The organism is Thioalkalivibrio denitrificans (genome assembly GCF_002000365.1).
In the GTDB taxonomy this organism is placed as follows: domain Bacteria; phylum Pseudomonadota; class Gammaproteobacteria; order Ectothiorhodospirales; family Ectothiorhodospiraceae; genus Thioalkalivibrio_A; species Thioalkalivibrio_A denitrificans.
The window spans coordinates 20,447-36,975 of sequence record NZ_MVBK01000062.1 but is presented as its reverse complement, the minus strand read 5'-3'; the positions used below and the strand labels follow the sequence as shown (position 1 = coordinate 36,975).

12 protein-coding genes are annotated in these 16,529 nt (G+C 65.5%); 5 read left to right on the top strand and 7 right to left on the bottom strand.

The genetic code is table 11. The annotated features are described in order from the left end of the window. Positions 1-139 precede the first annotated feature (139 nt). From gyrB to dnaA, 4 genes are all read right to left on the bottom strand, one after another. The gene (gene gyrB, locus B1C78_RS11125; protein WP_077279243.1) at positions 140-2,560 is read right to left on the bottom strand and encodes a DNA topoisomerase (ATP-hydrolyzing) subunit B; all 2,421 of its coding nucleotides are present in this window, start codon (positions 2,558-2,560) and stop codon (positions 140-142) included. Positions 2,561-2,641: 81 nt separating this feature from the next. Continuing rightward, positions 2,642-3,712, bottom strand: a complete 1,071-nt coding sequence (recF, locus tag B1C78_RS11120; protein ID WP_077279242.1) for a DNA replication/repair protein RecF — start codon at positions 3,710-3,712, stop codon at positions 2,642-2,644. A 36-nt stretch (positions 3,713-3,748) separates the two neighbouring features. Next, positions 3,749-4,849 carry a DNA polymerase III subunit beta gene (gene dnaN, locus B1C78_RS11115; protein ID WP_077279241.1) on the bottom strand — a complete coding sequence of 367 codons (1,101 nt, stop codon included), beginning with the start codon at positions 4,847-4,849 and terminating at the stop codon, positions 3,749-3,751. A gap of 236 nt (positions 4,850-5,085) precedes the next feature. Beyond that, positions 5,086-6,447: a chromosomal replication initiator protein DnaA gene (gene dnaA / locus B1C78_RS11110; protein WP_077279240.1), complete on the bottom strand. Its 1,362-nt coding sequence runs from the start codon at positions 6,445-6,447 to the stop codon at positions 5,086-5,088. 212 nt (positions 6,448-6,659) lie between these two features. On the opposite strand from dnaA, the gene rpmH reads away from it, so the two are divergent. From rpmH to mnmE, 5 genes are read left to right on the top strand one after another with little or no spacing between them, the layout of a single operon-like run. After that, positions 6,660-6,794, top strand: coding sequence for a 50S ribosomal protein L34 (rpmH, locus tag B1C78_RS11105; protein ID WP_077279239.1), 135 nt, complete (start codon positions 6,660-6,662; stop codon positions 6,792-6,794). Between the two features lie 13 nt (positions 6,795-6,807). Further along, positions 6,808-7,176, top strand: coding sequence for a ribonuclease P protein component (rnpA, locus tag B1C78_RS11100; RefSeq protein ID WP_175628287.1), 369 nt, complete (start codon positions 6,808-6,810; stop codon positions 7,174-7,176). Then, a complete protein-coding gene (gene yidD, locus B1C78_RS11095; RefSeq protein WP_077279237.1) occupies positions 7,161-7,400 on the top strand; it encodes a membrane protein insertion efficiency factor YidD in 240 nt (79 codons plus the stop codon). Before rnpA ends, yidD begins: the two co-directional genes overlap by 16 nt. Before the next feature lie 12 nt (positions 7,401-7,412). Next, positions 7,413-9,104, top strand: a complete 1,692-nt coding sequence (gene yidC, locus B1C78_RS11090; protein ID WP_077279236.1) for a membrane protein insertase YidC — start codon at positions 7,413-7,415, stop codon at positions 9,102-9,104. A gap of 52 nt (positions 9,105-9,156) precedes the next feature. Next, on the top strand, positions 9,157-10,497 hold the full coding sequence (gene mnmE / locus B1C78_RS11085) for a tRNA uridine-5-carboxymethylaminomethyl(34) synthesis GTPase MnmE (protein ID WP_077279258.1): 1,341 nt from the start codon (positions 9,157-9,159) through the stop codon (positions 10,495-10,497). Positions 10,498-10,567: 70 nt separating this feature from the next. Here the strand turns inward: mnmE and B1C78_RS11080 are convergent, their stop codons facing one another. The 3 genes from B1C78_RS11080 to B1C78_RS11065 form a co-directional block, all read right to left on the bottom strand. Next, positions 10,568-10,756, bottom strand: a complete 189-nt coding sequence (locus B1C78_RS11080; RefSeq protein ID WP_077279235.1) for a carbon storage regulator — start codon at positions 10,754-10,756, stop codon at positions 10,568-10,570. 34 nt (positions 10,757-10,790) lie between these two features. Then, positions 10,791-11,843 carry a WD40 repeat domain-containing protein gene (locus B1C78_RS11075; protein WP_139349905.1) on the bottom strand — a complete coding sequence of 351 codons (1,053 nt, stop codon included), beginning with the start codon at positions 11,841-11,843 and terminating at the stop codon, positions 10,791-10,793. 104 nt (positions 11,844-11,947) lie between these two features. After that, positions 11,948-16,213: a contractile injection system protein, VgrG/Pvc8 family gene (locus B1C78_RS11065; RefSeq protein WP_077279232.1), complete on the bottom strand. Its 4,266-nt coding sequence runs from the start codon at positions 16,211-16,213 to the stop codon at positions 11,948-11,950. Between the last annotated feature and the right edge of the window lie 316 nt (positions 16,214-16,529).

Here is a 16,529-nt window from a genome sequence, read left to right as displayed (position 1 = left end):
GCGAGAGACATTTTTCCTGCCCCAACGAAGCCGCCGAACGTCAGTGCGGGTCGGAAAGGTGAGAGAAATCCCGGATCTCCACAGCCAAAAAATCCTTTCTTCGTGCCCTTCGTGTGCTTCGTGGTTAAAGCAAGTCCGTTCAGATATCGATATTGGCCGCCGTCAGGGCGTTGGTCTCGATGAATTCGCGGCGGGGTTCCACCTGGTCGCCCATGAGCGTGGTGAAGACCTCGTCGGCGCGCACGGCGTCCTCGATCTTCACCTGCAGCAGCCGGCGGGTGTCGGGGTTCATGGTGGTCTCCCAGAGCTGCTCCGGGTTCATCTCGCCGAGGCCCTTGTAGCGCTGCACGCTGAGGCCGCGCCGGGCCTCGCCCAGAAGCCAGTCCATCACCTCGCGGAAGCCGGATACAGGCTGGCGGCGCTCGCCGCGCTGGACGTAGGCGCCCGCGTCCAGCAGGCCGTCCAGGCGTTCGGCCAGGTCGCGCATGGCGCGGAATTCCGGTGAGGCGAAGAAATCCCGTCCGAAGCGTTCCACCTGCTCGGCGCCGTGCACCGTGCGCACCACGTGGACCTCGGAACCGCCCTCGCCATCGGGGTTGGCGCGCACCGCGTAGCGGGTGGCTCCGGCGGCGTCACTGCGCAGGCTCTCCACCAGGTCGTCGAACCATGCGCGCACGGCCTCAGGGTCCTGGATCCGGGTGGGGTCCAGGGGCGGGGCGAACACCATGCGCTCCAGGAGCGTGCGGTCATGACGGCGGGCGAGACGATCCACGGCCCCCATGACACCGATGTAGCGGCGCGCCAGGTCCTCCAGGGCCTCGCCGCTGATGGGCGGGGCCTCCGGATTGATGAGCAGCTGGGCGCCTTCCAGAGCCAGCTGGAGGAGCAGGTTGTTGAGCTCCACTTCGTCCTTAACATATTGTTCTTGCTTGCCTTTTTTCACCTTATAGAGGGGCGGCTGGGCGATGTACACGTGCCCGCGCTCGATCAGCTCCAGCATCTGCCGGTAGAAGAAGGTCAGCAGCAGGGTACGGATGTGGGACCCGTCCACGTCCGCGTCGGTCATGATGATGATGCGGTGGTAGCGGAGCTTGTCCGGGTTGAACTCGTCCTTGCCGATGCCGCAACCCAGCGCGGTGATCAGGGTGCCCACCTCCGCCGAGGAGAGCATCTTGTCAAAGCGGGCCTTCTCCACGTTGAGGATCTTGCCCTTGAGCGGCAGGATCGCCTGGGTGCGCCGATCGCGCCCCTGCTTGGCGGATCCCCCGGCGGAATCGCCCTCCACCAGGAACAACTCGGAGAGCGCGGGATCCTTTTCCTGGCAGTCGGCCAGCTTGCCGGGCAGACCGGCCACGTCCAGCGCCCCCTTGCGGCGGGTCATTTCCCGGGCCCGGCGCGCGGCGTCCCGGGCACGGGCGGCGTCAATGATCTTGCCGGTGATGATGCGGGTTTCGGGGGGATTTTCCAGCAGGAAGGACTGCAGGTGGTCGTAGAGGATACCCTCCACCACGGCCTTGACCTCTGAGGACACCAGCTTGTCCTTGGTCTGGGACGAGAACTTCGGGTCGGGCACCTTCACGGACAGCACGGCCGTCAGACCCTCGCGGGCATCGTCCCCCGTGGTACTGACCTTCTGCTTCTTGAGAATCCCTTCGGCCTCCATGTACTGGTTGAGCGCCCGGGTCAGCGCCGCGCGAAAGCCGGCCATGTGGGTGCCGCCGTCCCGCTGCGGGATATTGTTGGTGAAGCAGAAGATGTTCTCCTGGTAGGAGTCATTCCACTGCAAGGCCACTTCCACGGTGATGCCGTCACGCTCGGCATTGCAGTAGATGACCGTGGGGTGCAGCGGCGTCTTGTTCCGGTTCAGGTGCTGCACAAAGGCGCGGATGCCGCCCTGGTACTCGAACACATCCTCCTTGCCGTCGCGCTCGTCGGTGAGCTGGATGCGCACCCCGGAATTCAGAAACGATAGCTCCCGCAGCCGCTTGGAGAGGATGTCGTAATGGAATTCGGTATCGGAGAAGACCTCCGTGCTGGGGCGGAAATGGACCCGTGTGCCCGTCAGCTCGCTGTCACCCACCACGGCCAGGGGCGCGTCCGGGACCCCCATGCGGTAGATCTGCTTGTGGACCTTGCCATGACGGTAGATGGTCAGCTCCAGCCACTCGGACAGGGCATTGACCACGGAGACGCCCACGCCGTGCAGGCCTCCGGAAACCTTGTAGGAGTTGTCGTCGAACTTGCCGCCGGCATGCAGCACGGTCATGATCACTTCCGCCGCCGAGCGGCCCTCCTCCGGGTGGATATCCACGGGGATGCCGCGGCCATCGTCGGAGACGCTGACCGAGTTGTCGGTATGGATGGTGACCTGGATCTTCGAGCAATACCCCGCCAGGGCCTCGTCGATGGCGTTGTCCACCACCTCGAACACCATATGGTGCAGCCCGGTGCCGTCATCGGTATCCCCGATGTACATGCCGGGGCGCTTGCGGACTGCGTCGAGTCCCTTGAGAACCTTGATATTGGAGGAATCGTAGGTCTTGACCTGGGGTTCCGTCATGCCGTTTCCCTTTCGAAGCACAAGCGGGCATTATACCACTTCACACCCCCTGAACGGTGGCCTTCACCGGGTCTGCAGCAATCAGCTCACCACCCGAACCTGGCCATGTTCCACGTGGAACATTCGCGCCTGCGCCCAGCCGCTGACGTCCAGTGACCCGGCATCGATCACCGTCACAAAGACCTGCGCCCCCAGCTCCCGAAGCAGCTGCAGCACTCGCTCGCGCCGCGCCGCATCCAGTTCCGAGGCCAGATCGTCCACCAGAACGATGGGCGCCCGCCCGGTTTCCAGCTGCAGCACCCGCGCCTGTGCCAGCTTGAGCAATATCACCAGGGATTTCTGCTGGCCCCTGGAGGCCACCTCCGCTGCCGGACCACCATCCAGACGCCAGACCAGTTCCGCCCTGTGCGGTCCGGCGTGTGTGAAGCCCCCTGCCACATCCCGGGCCATCTGGCGCTCCAGTGTCTCGCGAAGGGTCGTGCCTTGCGCCCACCCCCGCCGGTACTCCCAAGCCAACGCCGCCATCTCCGGCCATCCGGCCAACAGTGATGTCAACGCGTTGTCCAGGGCCGCCACGTACGCCGCCCTGCGCTCATGCAGTCGCTCCCCGGCTGACGCCAGTTCGTCATCCCAGGCACGCAGCAACCGCGGATCAGCTCCGGATCGCAGAGCGGCATTGCGCTGTTGAAGCAGCTTTCGATAGCGAACCCAGATCCCGTGAAAGTCCGCTTCCCGATGAAACGCCCCCCAGTCCATGAATGCCCGCCGTTGACCCGGCGGCCCCGCCACCAGCACATGGCTTTCCGGATGGATGGCCAGCACGGGAAGCTCCCGGGCCAGTTCTGCCATCCCGGCCGCCCGCCTGCCACGAATCCGCACTTCCGTCCCGCCGGCGGACTTTCGGATCCCCACCGGATACCCACCCTCTCCGACGGTGCCGCTGACCAACAGGGCATCGGCACCGCGACTCAACACGGGGTCCAGTTGACGTGTGCGAAAGGAATGGCCGGTCGCCAGCAGATGAATGGCTTCCAGGAGACTGGTCTTGCCGGCACCGTTCAGGCCGGCGATCACATTGATCCCGTCGACGGGGTCCAGGCGCATGTCGCGCAGGATGCGCACACCGTCCACCTGCAGCCGAGTCAGGGTCATTGAGATCCAGGCCCCCCGCGGGGGGCGAATGGCGGGTTACAGGCGCATGGGCATGACCACGTACAGGGCATCCTCGGCGCCCGGGTCACGCAACAGCACACTCGAACTGGGATCCTTGAACGTGGCTTCCACCGTATCCCCTTCCACCGTGTTCAGCACGTCCAGCAGATAGGTCACGTTGAAGCCGATCTCCATGGCGGTGCCGGAGTAGTCGGCCTCGATCTCGTCCTCGGCCTCTTCCTGCTCCGGGTTGTGGGCCTGGATGCGCAGCTGACCCTCGCCCAGCACCAGGCGAATCCCCCGGTACTTTTCGTTGGAGAGGATCGACGCCCTGGACAGGGCCCGGCGCAGGCTCTCCCGCTCGACGACCATGACCTGGTCGCCGTCCCGGGGAATGACCCGCTCGTAATCCGGGAAGCGCCCGTCGATAAGCTTGGAGGTGAAACGCAGCCCCGGCAGCGTAGCCCGCACGTGACTGGACCCGATCTGGAGCTGCACCCGTTCGTCGCTGTCCTCCAGGAGCCGCAACAACTCCTGAACCCCCTTGCGCGGCACAATCACCTGCTGGGACGAGGCCGCTTCAATGGTGGTCTTCAGTTCGCACATGGCCAGGCGGTGCCCGTCAGTGGCCACGGTGCGCACACCGTTCTGCTCGACTTCCAGCATCAGGCCGTTCAGGTAATAGCGCACGTCCTGGTTGGCCATGGCGAAGGCGGTCTTGAGTATCAGGTGGCGCAGTTCACGCTCGGAGAGTTCCAGCTCCTTGCTGACGGCGATGTCATCCACCGCCGGAAAATCAGCCGCCGGCAGGGTGCTCAGGGTAAACCGCGAACGGCCCGAAGTGAGCACCGCCCGATCGCCATCCACGTTGAGCGTCAGTTGCGCCTCCTCCGGCAGGGCCCGGCAGATATCCAGCAGCTTGCGGGCCGGTACGGTGACCTCACCATCCGAGGCATCCACCTCGTCCACCTGGGCCACCAGTTCCACCTCCAGATCGGTGGTGGTCACCGACACACGCCCGTTCTCGGCCCGTATCAGCACATTGCCCAGGATCGGCATGGTTTGTCTGCGCTCCACCGCACCAATCACCTGTTGCAGGGGTTTGAGCAGGCCTTCCCGCTGGATGCTGAATCTCATGTGTGGCCCCGAAAAGTTATTAAGTGTTTATTGCTTATAGCAGTAATAAGCTCGGCCGGTATTCCGGAACAACTTCATTATTTATTCTAAAATCAGTATGTTACGGATAAAACTTCTGTGTGTGACCTGTCATTGGAGCCGTCCACAGGCTGTGCATGATATGTGGATAACTTTTCAGGCCCATGTTCTCCCCGAGATATCCACAGCCTGCCAACAACTTGTCTCGTATCAGCGCCTCAGTTGCTCAGGGTGCGCAAGAGGTTCGTGTAATCCTCATTGATACGCGCGTCCGATTCCCGCAACTCCACCATCTTGCGGCACGCATGCAGGACAGTGGTATGGTCCCGACCGCCGAAGGCCTCGCCGATTTCCGGCAGGCTGTGATTCGTGAGTTCCTTGGCCAGCGCCATGGCCAGCTGCCGCGGCCGGGTGATGGATCGACTGCGCCGGGTGGAATGCAGGTCAGACACCCGGATCTTGTAGTACTCCGCCACGGTCTTCTGGATGTTGTCGATGGTGATGAGCTTGTCCTGCAGGGCGAGCAGGTCGCGCAGGGCCTCCTTGGCAAAATCCAGCGTGATGGGTCGGCCGGTGAAATGGGCGTTGGCGATCACCCGGCGAAGCGCCCCTTCCAGCTCACGGATGTTGGACCGGATGCGCTTCGCCACGAAGAAGGCCACTTCGCTGGGCAGTTCCGCGTTGGTCTGCTCCGCCTTGCGCTGCAGGATCGCCACCCGGGTCTCCAGTTCCGGCGGCTCGATGGCCACCGTCAGGCCCCAGCCGAAGCGCGATTTCAGCCGCTCCTCCAGGCCATCCACCTCCTTCGGGTAACGGTCACAGGTGAGGATCACCTGCTGCTGGCTTTCCAGCAGGGCATTGAAGGTGTGGAAGAACTCCTCCTGGGAGCGTTCCTTGCCGGCGAAGAACTGGATGTCGTCGATGAGCAGGGCATCGACGGAACGGTAATAGCGCTTGAACTCGTCGATGGCATTGTGCTGCAGCGCCTTGATCATGTCCGCGACGAACCGCTCGGAATGCAGATACACCACCTTGGCGTCGGGGCGATGGGCCAGGATCGCGTTGCCGATGGCGTGCATCAGGTGGGTCTTGCCGAGGCCCACGCCACCATACAGGAACAGGGGGTTGTAGGCGTGGCCGACATTGGTGGCCACCTGCAGGCTGGCGGCACGCGCCAGCTGGTTGGACTTGCCTTCGACAAAGTTCTCGAAGGTGAAATTGGGATTCAGGTTGTTGGTGAACTGCGGCGAGCTGGCCGCGGGCCGGTGCGCCGGCGGGGCCTCCTGGACCACCTGCACGGGCGACGCGCTGCCGCCCCCTGGGCCCGCGGGCACAGGCGCGCCGGTGCCCACCTCCAGGAGAACGCGACGGCTGCCGCTGAGATTTCCCACCACCTGGTCGATGCGCTGGAAGAAATGATCCCGCACCCAGTCCAGCACAAAACGGTTGGGCGCAAGCAGGCGCAGGGCGTTATCGTCCTCGATGGCGTGCAGGGGGCGGATCCATGTGTTGAGCTGCTGTTCCGAGAGTTCTCGTTCCAGCTTTGCCACACACTGTTGCCAAAGGGGACTGACGGCCAAGGTCGACCTCTCCGTGACGGTGGCTGTAGGCTAAAAGGGGAAACAAGGCCCAAGAGTCTACCCCCAGCGCCAGCACTTATCCACACCCCTGAACAAGGCCGTTTCGGGGCCTCAGGATTGACAGCCCGCGGCGGACTGGGTACTTTAGCCCGCTTTGGCCGGGCGGCATTTCCCTCGGTCCGTCGGAATAAACGCAACCGGTCCAAGCGCACATGAAACGTACATTCCAGCCAAGCAATCTGCACCGCAAGCGCACCCATGGCTTTCGTGCCCGTATGGCCACCCGGGCCGGGCGCAAGATCCTGGCCGCACGGCGTGCCAAGGGCCGGGTTCGCCTCTGCCCCTGACGCGCGTCGCCTCTTGGCCGCGTCCCGGGCGCAGGCGTTTCCCCGGTCGGTCCGGCTGACGCAGCCCGCCCAGTACCGACAGGTCTTCGCGCAAGCACGGCGCCTGAACGACACCGGCTTCACGCTCCTGGTGCGTGACAACGGGGGCGAGGGCGCCCGCCTCGGACTGGCCATCTCGCGCAAATGTGCGCGTCGCGCGGTTGACCGGCAGCGCATCAAGCGACTGGTGAGGGAGTCCTTCCGGCGAAACCGCGAGCAGCTTGTGTCGGTGGATATTGTTGTCATGTGTCGGCCGGCCGTCACAGACTGGGACAACCAGCGAATCCGGGCATCCCTGGACCGCTTCTGGGCAAGGTTGAGCGCCGCATGCGAAAGCCCCTGATCCTGCTGATACAGGCCTATCGGTTGTTGCTGTCTCCGTTCGTGGGTCAGCATTGCCGCTTCACGCCCTCGTGTTCCTGTTACGCCATCGAAGCCATTGAACGCCACGGCGCCCTGCGTGGCGGCTGGCTCACCGTGCGCCGCCTTGGCCGCTGTCATCCCTGGTGCGAAGGCGGATATGATCCGGTCCCCGAAACCCACGAACGTAAACACGCGCACCGATAGCGAAACCCGCTCATGGATAACCTTCGTCCCGTCCTCTACATCTCGCTGTTGCTGGTGTTGTTCCTCATCTGGCAGGCGTGGCAGCGCGACTACGGCCCTCAGCCCCCCCCGGTCGACCCGGCGGAAGTGGCCGAAGTCGAGCGGGACCGACCGGATGCACCGGAGGCGGCGCCGGCACCGCGGCCCATGGATCTGCCTGACGCCCCGGCTGCCGAGGCGCAGGACGTCCCCGTCGAAGCCGTGCCGGAACGGGATCGCGGCCGCATCCGCGTGGTCACCGATGTCCTGGACATCGAGATCGACACCCGCGGCGGCGACCTGGTGCGTGCCGATCTGCCCACCTTTCCGACCAGTCTTCGAACCCCCGATGACCCGGTGCGCATCCTGGACGAACGCGTGCGCCAGTACGTGGCCCAGTCGGGGCTGATCCACGACCGTGTGCCGGGCATCGAACACGAGGACCGTGCGCCAAGCCACCATGCCATCTTCTCGGCCCCGCAACAGGAGTACCGTCTGCGTGAAGGGCAGGACGAGCTGCGTGTGCCGCTGACCTGGACCAGCGACACCGGCATCCGCGTCACCAAGACGTATACTTTCCGCCGCGGCGATTTCCTGGTGCAGATGGACCATCACGTGGAGAACCACAGTGACGACCCGTGGATCGGACGCCAGTACCGCCAGTTGCGTCACGGCGCCACACCCAGTCGAGAGACCTGGTTTCTCTACACCTTCACCGGCGCCGCCTATCACGACGGCCGCTATGAAAAACTCTCCTTCGAGGACATGGCCACGAGCCCCCTGGACAAGGACGTGGAGGGCGGCTGGATCTCCATCATCCAGCATTACTTTCTGAGCGCCTGGGTCCCGTTCGAGGACGAGATCAACCAGTTCTACACGCGCGTGGTGGGTACCGCCACGCGCCCAGAGCACATCATCGGCATGCGCTCCGAGGCCCAGACCGCCGAGCCCGGCGAGTCCACCACCTTCACCAGCCGCTTCTGGGTGGGCCCCAAGCTCCAGGAGCAGCTCCGCGCCGTCACCCCCGGCCTCGAACTCACCGTGGACTACGGCATCCTGTCCTTCCTCGCCAAGCCGCTGTTCTGGGTGCTGGACAAGATCCACGACTTCGTGGGCAACTGGGGCTGGTCGATCATCATCCTCACCCTGCTCATCAAGCTGGTGTTCTACAAGCTGTCCGAGACCAGCTACCGGTCCATGGCCCGAATGCGCGCCGTGCAGCCGAAGATGATGCAGCTCAAGGAGCGCTACGGCGACGACAAGCAGCGCATGAACCAGGCGCTCATGGAGCTCTACAAGAAGGAGAAGATCAACCCGCTGGGCGGCTGCCTGCCCATCCTGGTGCAGATCCCGGTGTTCATCGCGCTGTACTGGGTGCTGCTGGAGAGCGTGGAACTGCGCCAGGCGCCGTGGATCCTGTGGATACAGGACCTGTCCACCCGCGACCCGTTCTTCGTGCTGCCGCTGCTCATGGGCGCCACCATGATCGCCCAGTACAAGCTCAACCCGGCGCCCATGGACCCGGTTCAGCAGAAGCTCATGATGGCCCTGCCGGTGGTGTTCACCGTCTTCTTCGCCTTCTTCCCGGCCGGGCTCGTGCTCTACTGGTTCGTGAACAACCTGCTGTCCATCGCGCAACAGTGGTACATCACGCGAAACATCGAGCAACAGGCCAAGAAGGCCTGACGCGGCTCCCGGGCACTCGCAGGTCGGCCTGAAGGCCGACTTGGACGCCATCATGGCCGACTCCCCCGAAGACACCATCGCCGCTGTCGCCACGCCGCCCGGCGTCGGCGGCATCGGCGTGGTGCGTGTTTCCGGGCGCCGCGCCACGGCCGTGGCCGAGGCGGTTCTCGGCCGCCTGCCCGCCCCGCGCCGCGCGATCCATGCCGTGTTCCGGGGCGCAGAGGGCGAAGTCATCGACGACGGCCTCGCGCTCTACTTCCCCGGCCCCCGTTCCTATACCGGCGAGGACGTGCTCGAACTCCAGGGGCACGGCGGGCCCGTGGTCCTCGACCTCCTGCTTACGCGCTGTCTGGCACTGGGCTGCCGCGCGGCACACCCTGGCGAATTCACCGAGCGCGCCTTCCTCAACGGCCGCCTCGATCTCGCCCAGGCCGAGGCGGTGGCCGACCTCATCGAGGCCGGTTCCGCCCAGGCGGCGCGCAGCGCACGTCGCGCCCTTGAAGGTGCGTTGTCGAATCAGGTGGACGAACTGCTGGAAAGGCTCACGGCGCTGCGTGTCTCCGTGGAGGCGGCCCTGGATTTTCCTGACGAGGACGTGGACATCCTGCGTGAGGCGCAGGTGGCCGAACGTCTCAACGCGCTCGACGAACGACTCGACACACTGAGGGCCGGCGCGTCCCAGGGCGCGCTGCTTCGCGAAGGCATGCGCCTGGTCATCGCCGGCCGCCCCAACGCCGGCAAGTCCAGCCTGCTCAACCGTCTCGTGCAGCGTGAAGCGGCCATCGTCACCCACATCCCCGGCACCACCCGCGACGTGCTGCGCGAAACGGTGAGCCTCGACGGCCTGCCTTTGCATGTGATCGACACCGCCGGCCTGCGCGAGTCCGACGACCCAGTGGAACAGGAGGGCATTCGTCGCGCGTGGTCCGAGATCGAGACCGCCGACGCCGTCCTGCTGGTCATCGACGACACCCTCGGCGAAGGCGATGCGGAGGCTGCGATGCGCGCACGCTTCCCGAAATCGCTGCCCGTGATCACCGCGCATAACAAGATCGACCTCAGCGGTGCGGCCCCCGGTGAGCGCGATGCGCGCATCTACCTGAGCGCGGTCACGGGGGAGGGCGTGGACCACCTGCGCGCACATCTCAAGGCACAAACGGGCTATGCTGGCGGCGAAGGTCTGTTCCTCGCCCGACGCCGCCACTTGGACGCGCTCGACCGAACCGCCAGCCACGTCGCCAATGCCAGCCGCGCCCTCGCCCAGAGCCGCGCCCCCGAACTGGTCGCCGAAGATCTGCGTCTCGCCCAGGAAAGCCTTGGCGAGATCACCGGCCGTTTCAGTTCCGACGACCTCCTCGGGAGGATCTTCTCCACCTTCTGTATCGGCAAGTGAGTCGGGCGGAATGGCCCTGCGCTACCCGGTGCCTCACGGGGCGAACTTGCCAGCACGGAAACCCCGTGTATCAACGAACGGCCGCATCCCTCGTGCGGATTCTGGGAGGGTGCGCGAGCAGTTCCTCGCGCAGGATGCGCACCTCATCGGGCGCCTCGATGGCCACCTTGACCTGGGAGCCGTTGACGCCCGTAACGTAGATCACCACGTCCTCTCCGATGCGAACGGCCTCGCCTGCACGGCGTGTGAGTACGAGCATGAAACACCTCCTTGTGTGGTGGTGAAGGGACTGTCTATCTGCCCACCCAGACCCGCTCCAGGGTGAGTGCCTCGGGATCGAAGCGATAGACCAGAATGCCTGAGCCGTCGCGCTGCCCCATCACCAGGATGCCGGCCTCGGGGGCGGTGTCGATGGCGAGGTTGCGGGAATACTGGGAGACGGCGGGGAAGGGTCGCTTACCCAGATCGAAGTACTTGAGCGGCCAGGGGTTGTCCACTTCGAACAGGGCGGCGTAGTGACTGTCGTAGCCAAAGCGCAGGTAGTAGCGGCTGTTGTGGATGAATTTCACGGCAATGGTGGTATCGGTGGCGTCGTCTGGAGCGGGAATCAGGCCTGAACGATCCCGGTTTCTGGGATCGCCGGGCTCATGAGTACCGAGGAACAAGCCATGGAAGTAGCTTGCCATCCGAAAGCGCTCTTCAGGACGATCGGTATTCCAGTACAGCCCGATCCCGTTCTCATCCCCACTGACCACCCACTGCCCGTCGGGGCTGATGGTGGCGTGGGTCTTGGCGGTGTTGCCGGAGAGCTTGGCGATGGGTTCGAGGGTTTCCAGGGACCAGAGGACTGTTCCAACGAGATCCTCATATCCGATCTCGGCCTGCTCATCCAGGGGCCAGTGGTCCCGATCATGCGGTGAGCCGAAACCCCCTGTGACCAAGTACCGTCCCTCCCGGTCCATTGCCAGATTCAACACCTTCCCGAAACCCGGAAAGGACCCGCCCTCGCGCTTCAAGAGATGCGTTTCTTGCCCCAGCCGAACACGTATGGCATATCGCTCGTCAGAAGAGACATAGACACTGTCGTCGGCAGTACTCACATGCCCGTAGGTCGGCACGTGTGCAAAGGTCTCCAACACGGAGCCATCCACATGTTGGCGTCGAACGACGTTCTCCATGTCCTGCCACAGGAATACATGCCCGTCAGCGGGAAAGTGTGCCGAGTAGAGATTGGCATCATCAGCGATGCGAGAATTGTCCTTACTTGCCAGATCCCACAGAACGAGTGACGTGTCGCGATGAACCGATATGGCGAAGAGTCCGTCGCCCGATACGGAAACGGACATTACCGGTGCTCGGGGAGAGTCCGCATAGGCATAAAGCCACACCAAGAGCACCAGGGCGGCGCTGATCCCGGAAAGCGCCCAAACCAGTAATCGCCTGCGTTGCATCATGAGTAATGGCCAAACCCTGACGTGCGAAGGAACCGCCTCCATATCTGATTGACGTAGACCTCCTCAAACAACCGGTCGTCCGGAATCCTCATCCCGCTGTGGGTGAAAAGCCACTGGTCTTGTTTGACGAAGGCGAATCGCTCCGCCTCCAATTGGTCACGAACAAACTGATCCACTTTCCGTATCTCCTCAAAGCCCACATGCCCCAACGCCGGTCTCGGCGCTGTGCCGGTTGTGAAGCCGTTCTCGATCAGTGCCCGCAGATGTTCCAGGTAGCACTTCACATGGTGTTCGCGGATCACGCCACGCGTAGCGATGGGGTTGAGCAGGCGGTATTCGGGCACCGAGTCCGGGTCGTCCATCGCCATGTCCAGGTGTTCGTGTTCATGCATTTCCTGCATGAGCGCGAGCTCGAGCCGCTTCCAGCTCTCCGGGTGCACCCAGCGCGACGCACCACCGCTGCCCGGGGTGCTGAACGCAAGCGGCGCATAGTCATCGTAGAGCCCCGCAAGCGGCCCGCCCAGTCCGGCCGTGGGGACGGGCCACCACTTCTTCGGGTAGGCGCCGCCCAGGGTGCCGATGGCCGCCTCCCACAAGGTGGCCTCATGCTCGTCGGGGCGCAGCAGGGCCGCCGCCCATGCGTTGATCGCCTGACTCACGGAGTTGCGGGTCATCGTGGCGACCCGCGCATTGAGTTCAGCGGTGGACACCCCCAGGTGACGGGCGATCAGGGCCAGGCGCGGGCGCCCGCCCAGGATCGGGTCGTTGACAGAGTGCAGCACCACGAACTGCCTGGCGGCGCGGTGTGCGTAGGGAAACACCCCCACCTTGAAGGGATTGGGGTCGCTGGCAGGCGAGTTGCTCAGCGCATTGTCGGCCACCGCCGGCTGCCAGAGGAAGGCGTGGTCGAGGAGGTCGGTGTGCTGCTCGCCGAGGACGTTGAGGGCGGTCAGCAGCACGCGGGCGCCCAGGCTGTGGGTGATGACGTTGATTTTGAGGCCCGCCTCGTGCAGCTGCCAGAGCAGCGGTACGAGGCGTCTGCCCGCGCGCTGGGCATTGAGTTCCGAGCGATGGAAGTCATGGGCGAGGACGTCGCCGCTCCAGGCGACCGCGAGGATGCGGGTGTAGGGCTCGTAGTCCCTGCCGTCAAAGCCCGCGGCGCGGTTGAGCTGGTACTCCAGGTGCACGCGCCAGTTGTGGGCGGCGGTACCGTTCAGGGCGTGATCGGTCAGTTTCTCGGCGTGGCGGGGGTAACGCCTGCGCAACGCCTCGACGTCCTGATGAACGGTGGCCGGGCGCGCGGCCCAGTCCGCGCGTTCCCAGCGCGCATGAAAGGCGCTCATGCGCGCGGATACCTTGCGGACCCCCTCGAAGTGTCTGCCCGGCTCACCGAGCGCAACGTTGTAGCCGTGAATGAAGACGAGCGCATTGTTGCCCTGCTCACGGAAGTAGTCGAGTTCACGCTCGCTGAGCAGGCGGGGGGCATCATCGGGGGCATCGTCGCGGATGTTGATCATCACCGGCGGCGGCAGGTGATGGGACTTCGTGTGAATCAAGGGTGCGCCGTCGATGACCTGGCAGCCCACGTGGCGACAGGGATCGATGAGCGTATCGTCCACGCGCACCGTCTCGGCGGCAGAGGCGCTCCCGAACACCCAGTCAACAACGCCGACGGGCACCCGCCGGTAAAGGCTGCGGCCCTGGGCGTCGGTGTACGCGCTGTGAATAGTGCCCTCGGCGTCGGCAAGCCGGACCTCGATGCCCTCGTCCAGGGGCCTGTCCTGGGTGTCGCGGTGTTCGATCTCCAGATCGGCGGTGAGCAGCAGCGGGCCGGAGGTCTCGCTCGGGAGTCCGTCCATCAGGACCCGGAAATGAAGTCCCTCTGGACCACGGAGCTCGTCGTCGTGCGGATCGGCCTCCAGGGGACGAATCTTCGCCTGATGCGCGGCGTCCGGGGCCCAGGCGAGCGTCTCTCGGCCGTGGCCCTGGGTAAGGCGGTGCTCGATCCGATCGACGGGATCGCCATTGGCATCGAGAATCTCAACCTCGACGGCCTTGCCGGCCTCGGCGTCGCGCACGGTGAAGGCCAGGTGTGCTTCTTCGCCGAGCGCGACGCGCGCCTGCACCCAGGCGGGGTGGATGACCGCCGGCTCGCCCGCCGGCACCAGCGGCGCGGTGGGCTGTAGCACCGGAACATCGTCGATCTTTGGCGTATCGGGGGCGCCCGGGGCGCCGGTCGAGTAGTTGACCTGCCCGAGGATCTCCACGCGCTCGCCCTCGATGTCGATGTCGCGCCCGTGGATGGTGACCTCCTCGTTGGCGGTGTCGATGGTGATGCCGCCCTCGGGGGTGCCCACGAAGATGGGGCTGCCGTCCAGGGATTCGATGATCAGGTCTCCGTCCGCCTGGATGCGCAGGTCACCGGAGACGGTGGCGGTGAAATCCCCGCGCCTGACGCTCAGGCGCATGTCCCGGCCGCTCACGAGTTCCGTGTCGGTGCCGGCCTTGAACTGAAGGTCCTGCCCGGCCAGTACCTCGACGCCCGCGTGGGCGAGCGCGCTGAGCGTGGTGGCGGCCTGGTGGTGGATGGGGCCCTGGCGGGTCTCGGTGTGCGCGGCCTGCTCGATGAGGTGGGTGCGGCTGTCACCGATGCGCTCGTTGACGTCTGCGCCGGTGGTGATGGAGAAGCGCCCATGGGCGTAGGCGGCGGCCGGGCCCTGGCGGCAGATCATGCTGAGCGTATGGGCGTCGTAGTGGGCGTTGAGCGAGAGCAGGTGCTGTTCGCCGGCGGTGTGCAGCCTGATGACCTCTTCGCCCTTGAGGTCGTCCATGACCAGCGTGTGGCCGCAGACGGTCTGGTAGCGGTGCTCGCTGGGGTTGTCCGCAGTGACCGGATTTTGCTGGGCGGCGTTGAAGGCGCCCGCCGAGAGCACGGCGAAGCCGTCCGGGTCGTTGCCCAGACAGATCAGGCGCACCTCCTGGCCCTCGTGAAAGGGCGTGACCCAACCGCTTGGGCGGGCGTCGTCCTCGCCGGGGGGCGCGGCGTAGGGGGTGAGCCGTGACAGCCAGGGGCGCGCGCTGCCGCCCACGGGGGCGATGGCCTCGAACAGCGCGCGGGCCTGCTGATGGCCTTCGCCATCCAAGCTCGGGCCGGCACCTTCGATGCGCGCGGCGATGAACTCGGGCAACGGACGTTCGCGCTCGGGCGCCTCGGGGCGGTAGGCCTGGGCGCGGGGCTTGAGGGTGAGGCGGTTGCGATAGGCCAGCCAGCCGTCGTCTGCGGCCCGCGCCTCGTGTTCCACGGCCTCGATCAGCCAGGGGCGGGGGAGGTCTGCGCGCGCACCGGGCAGCTCACCGATCTCGAGCCAGCGGCCCGGGCCGGGGATGAGTGCGGTGGTCTCAAGCGAGAGGGTGAGGTGGCGGGTGCGGGCGCGTTCGCACAGGACCCGGGCGCGCTCTGCGAGGGCCTCGGGGGTGTGCAGCCCGTAGGCGATGCTCGAGGCAGTGCCTTCGCCGAGCCCGGTGTCGGCCTCGGCCCGGTACGGCCGACCGTCCGCGAGGCGTCCGTGCACGTGGATGCGCCGGTGTACGGCCTCGGTGCGCTCGGCGAAGCCAAACACGCCGGGGCTGCGCCGCGCCCAGCCGGCGTCCACGCCCTGCCAGGGCAGCAGCGCATCGAGCGCGGCCGCCACCGCGCCCGCATCGTCATGGAGCACCAGGGTCTCCACGCCATCGACGGGCGCGCAGTAAAACCAGATGCCGGCACGGGCGAGCGCTCGCGTGAGCACAGCGTAGTGGTTTTCGTTGCACTGCAGGATGCCGGTGCGCACCGGGTAGCGCGCCCGCAGCCCCCCGGCCTGCACCGCAAGCCCCGAGGCGGCACCAAGCAGATGCGCCAGATTCACATCGCTGATGCCCACAAACAGCCGGTCGTCCTCGCCCAGCGTCAGGCGATGGAGCGCCGAGGAAAGCGTCACGCGAAAGGGGTGCTCGCCGCACCAGTCGGCCGCCGCGTCGGGGTTGGGGCCACAGGCGGTGAGGAGGCCGGCAAACTGCCAGGCCCCGCCCTGTTCGCCGGCAAGCGAGAGCCGCGCCGGGGCGCCCATCAGGGCCGAGACGGCAAAGCCGTCGCCGACCACGTCCACGTCCAGTGAGGCCAGGCGGCTGATGCCCTCGCGCCCGTGGATGCGCTCCACGCGCAGGGGCTCGCCGGCAATCTCGAGGTGGGCGCGTACGCGCTGGAAGGGAACGTCCGTGCTCATGTCGCGTTGTCCTCCGTGGCGACCGGGGTCCTGGTGAATCCGTTTCAGGGGTGTTGTCTACCATGCCTTCGCCCCCCGTGTCCATTCCATCTGCGTGGCGGCAGCAATGTGAACTTCCCCACTTGATCCGATGCGGCAATCGGGTATATCTTGCGACCCCTGTCACATTGACAGCCGGCTGGAAAGCTTGCTATCAAAGGTGACCGCATCACCGAATCGCTGTACGCGAGCGGATGCGCAAGGCGCGGCGGCCGGGAAGGTCAGCCACGCAGGAAGTGCAGGGCGCACGGAAGAGCAGTTGGACCATCAGCGCCCA

What these genes read in the sequence shown, in the direction of transcription:
- rpmH (WP_077279239.1), top strand. Translation starts at nt 6,660, where the DNA reads ATGAAACGTACATTCCAGCCAAGCAATCTGCACCGCAAGCGCACCCAT.
- recF (WP_077279242.1), bottom strand. Translation starts at nt 3,712, where the DNA reads ATGACCCTGACTCGGCTGCAGGTGGACGGTGTGCGCATCCTGCGCGAC.
- mnmE (WP_077279258.1), top strand. Translation starts at nt 9,157, where the DNA reads ATGGCCGACTCCCCCGAAGACACCATCGCCGCTGTCGCCACGCCGCCC.
- dnaN (WP_077279241.1), bottom strand. Translation starts at nt 4,849, where the DNA reads ATGAGATTCAGCATCCAGCGGGAAGGCCTGCTCAAACCCCTGCAACAG.
- B1C78_RS11080 (WP_077279235.1), bottom strand. Translation starts at nt 10,756, where the DNA reads ATGCTCGTACTCACACGCCGTGCAGGCGAGGCCGTTCGCATCGGAGAG.
- yidD (WP_077279237.1), top strand. Translation starts at nt 7,161, where the DNA reads ATGCGAAAGCCCCTGATCCTGCTGATACAGGCCTATCGGTTGTTGCTG.
- B1C78_RS11065 (WP_077279232.1), bottom strand. Translation starts at nt 16,213, where the DNA reads ATGAGCACGGACGTTCCCTTCCAGCGCGTACGCGCCCACCTCGAGATT.
- B1C78_RS11075 (WP_139349905.1), bottom strand. Translation starts at nt 11,843, where the DNA reads ATGTCCGTTTCCGTATCGGGCGACGGACTCTTCGCCATATCGGTTCAT.
- gyrB (WP_077279243.1), bottom strand. Translation starts at nt 2,560, where the DNA reads ATGACGGAACCCCAGGTCAAGACCTACGATTCCTCCAATATCAAGGTT.
- yidC (WP_077279236.1), top strand. Translation starts at nt 7,413, where the DNA reads ATGGATAACCTTCGTCCCGTCCTCTACATCTCGCTGTTGCTGGTGTTG.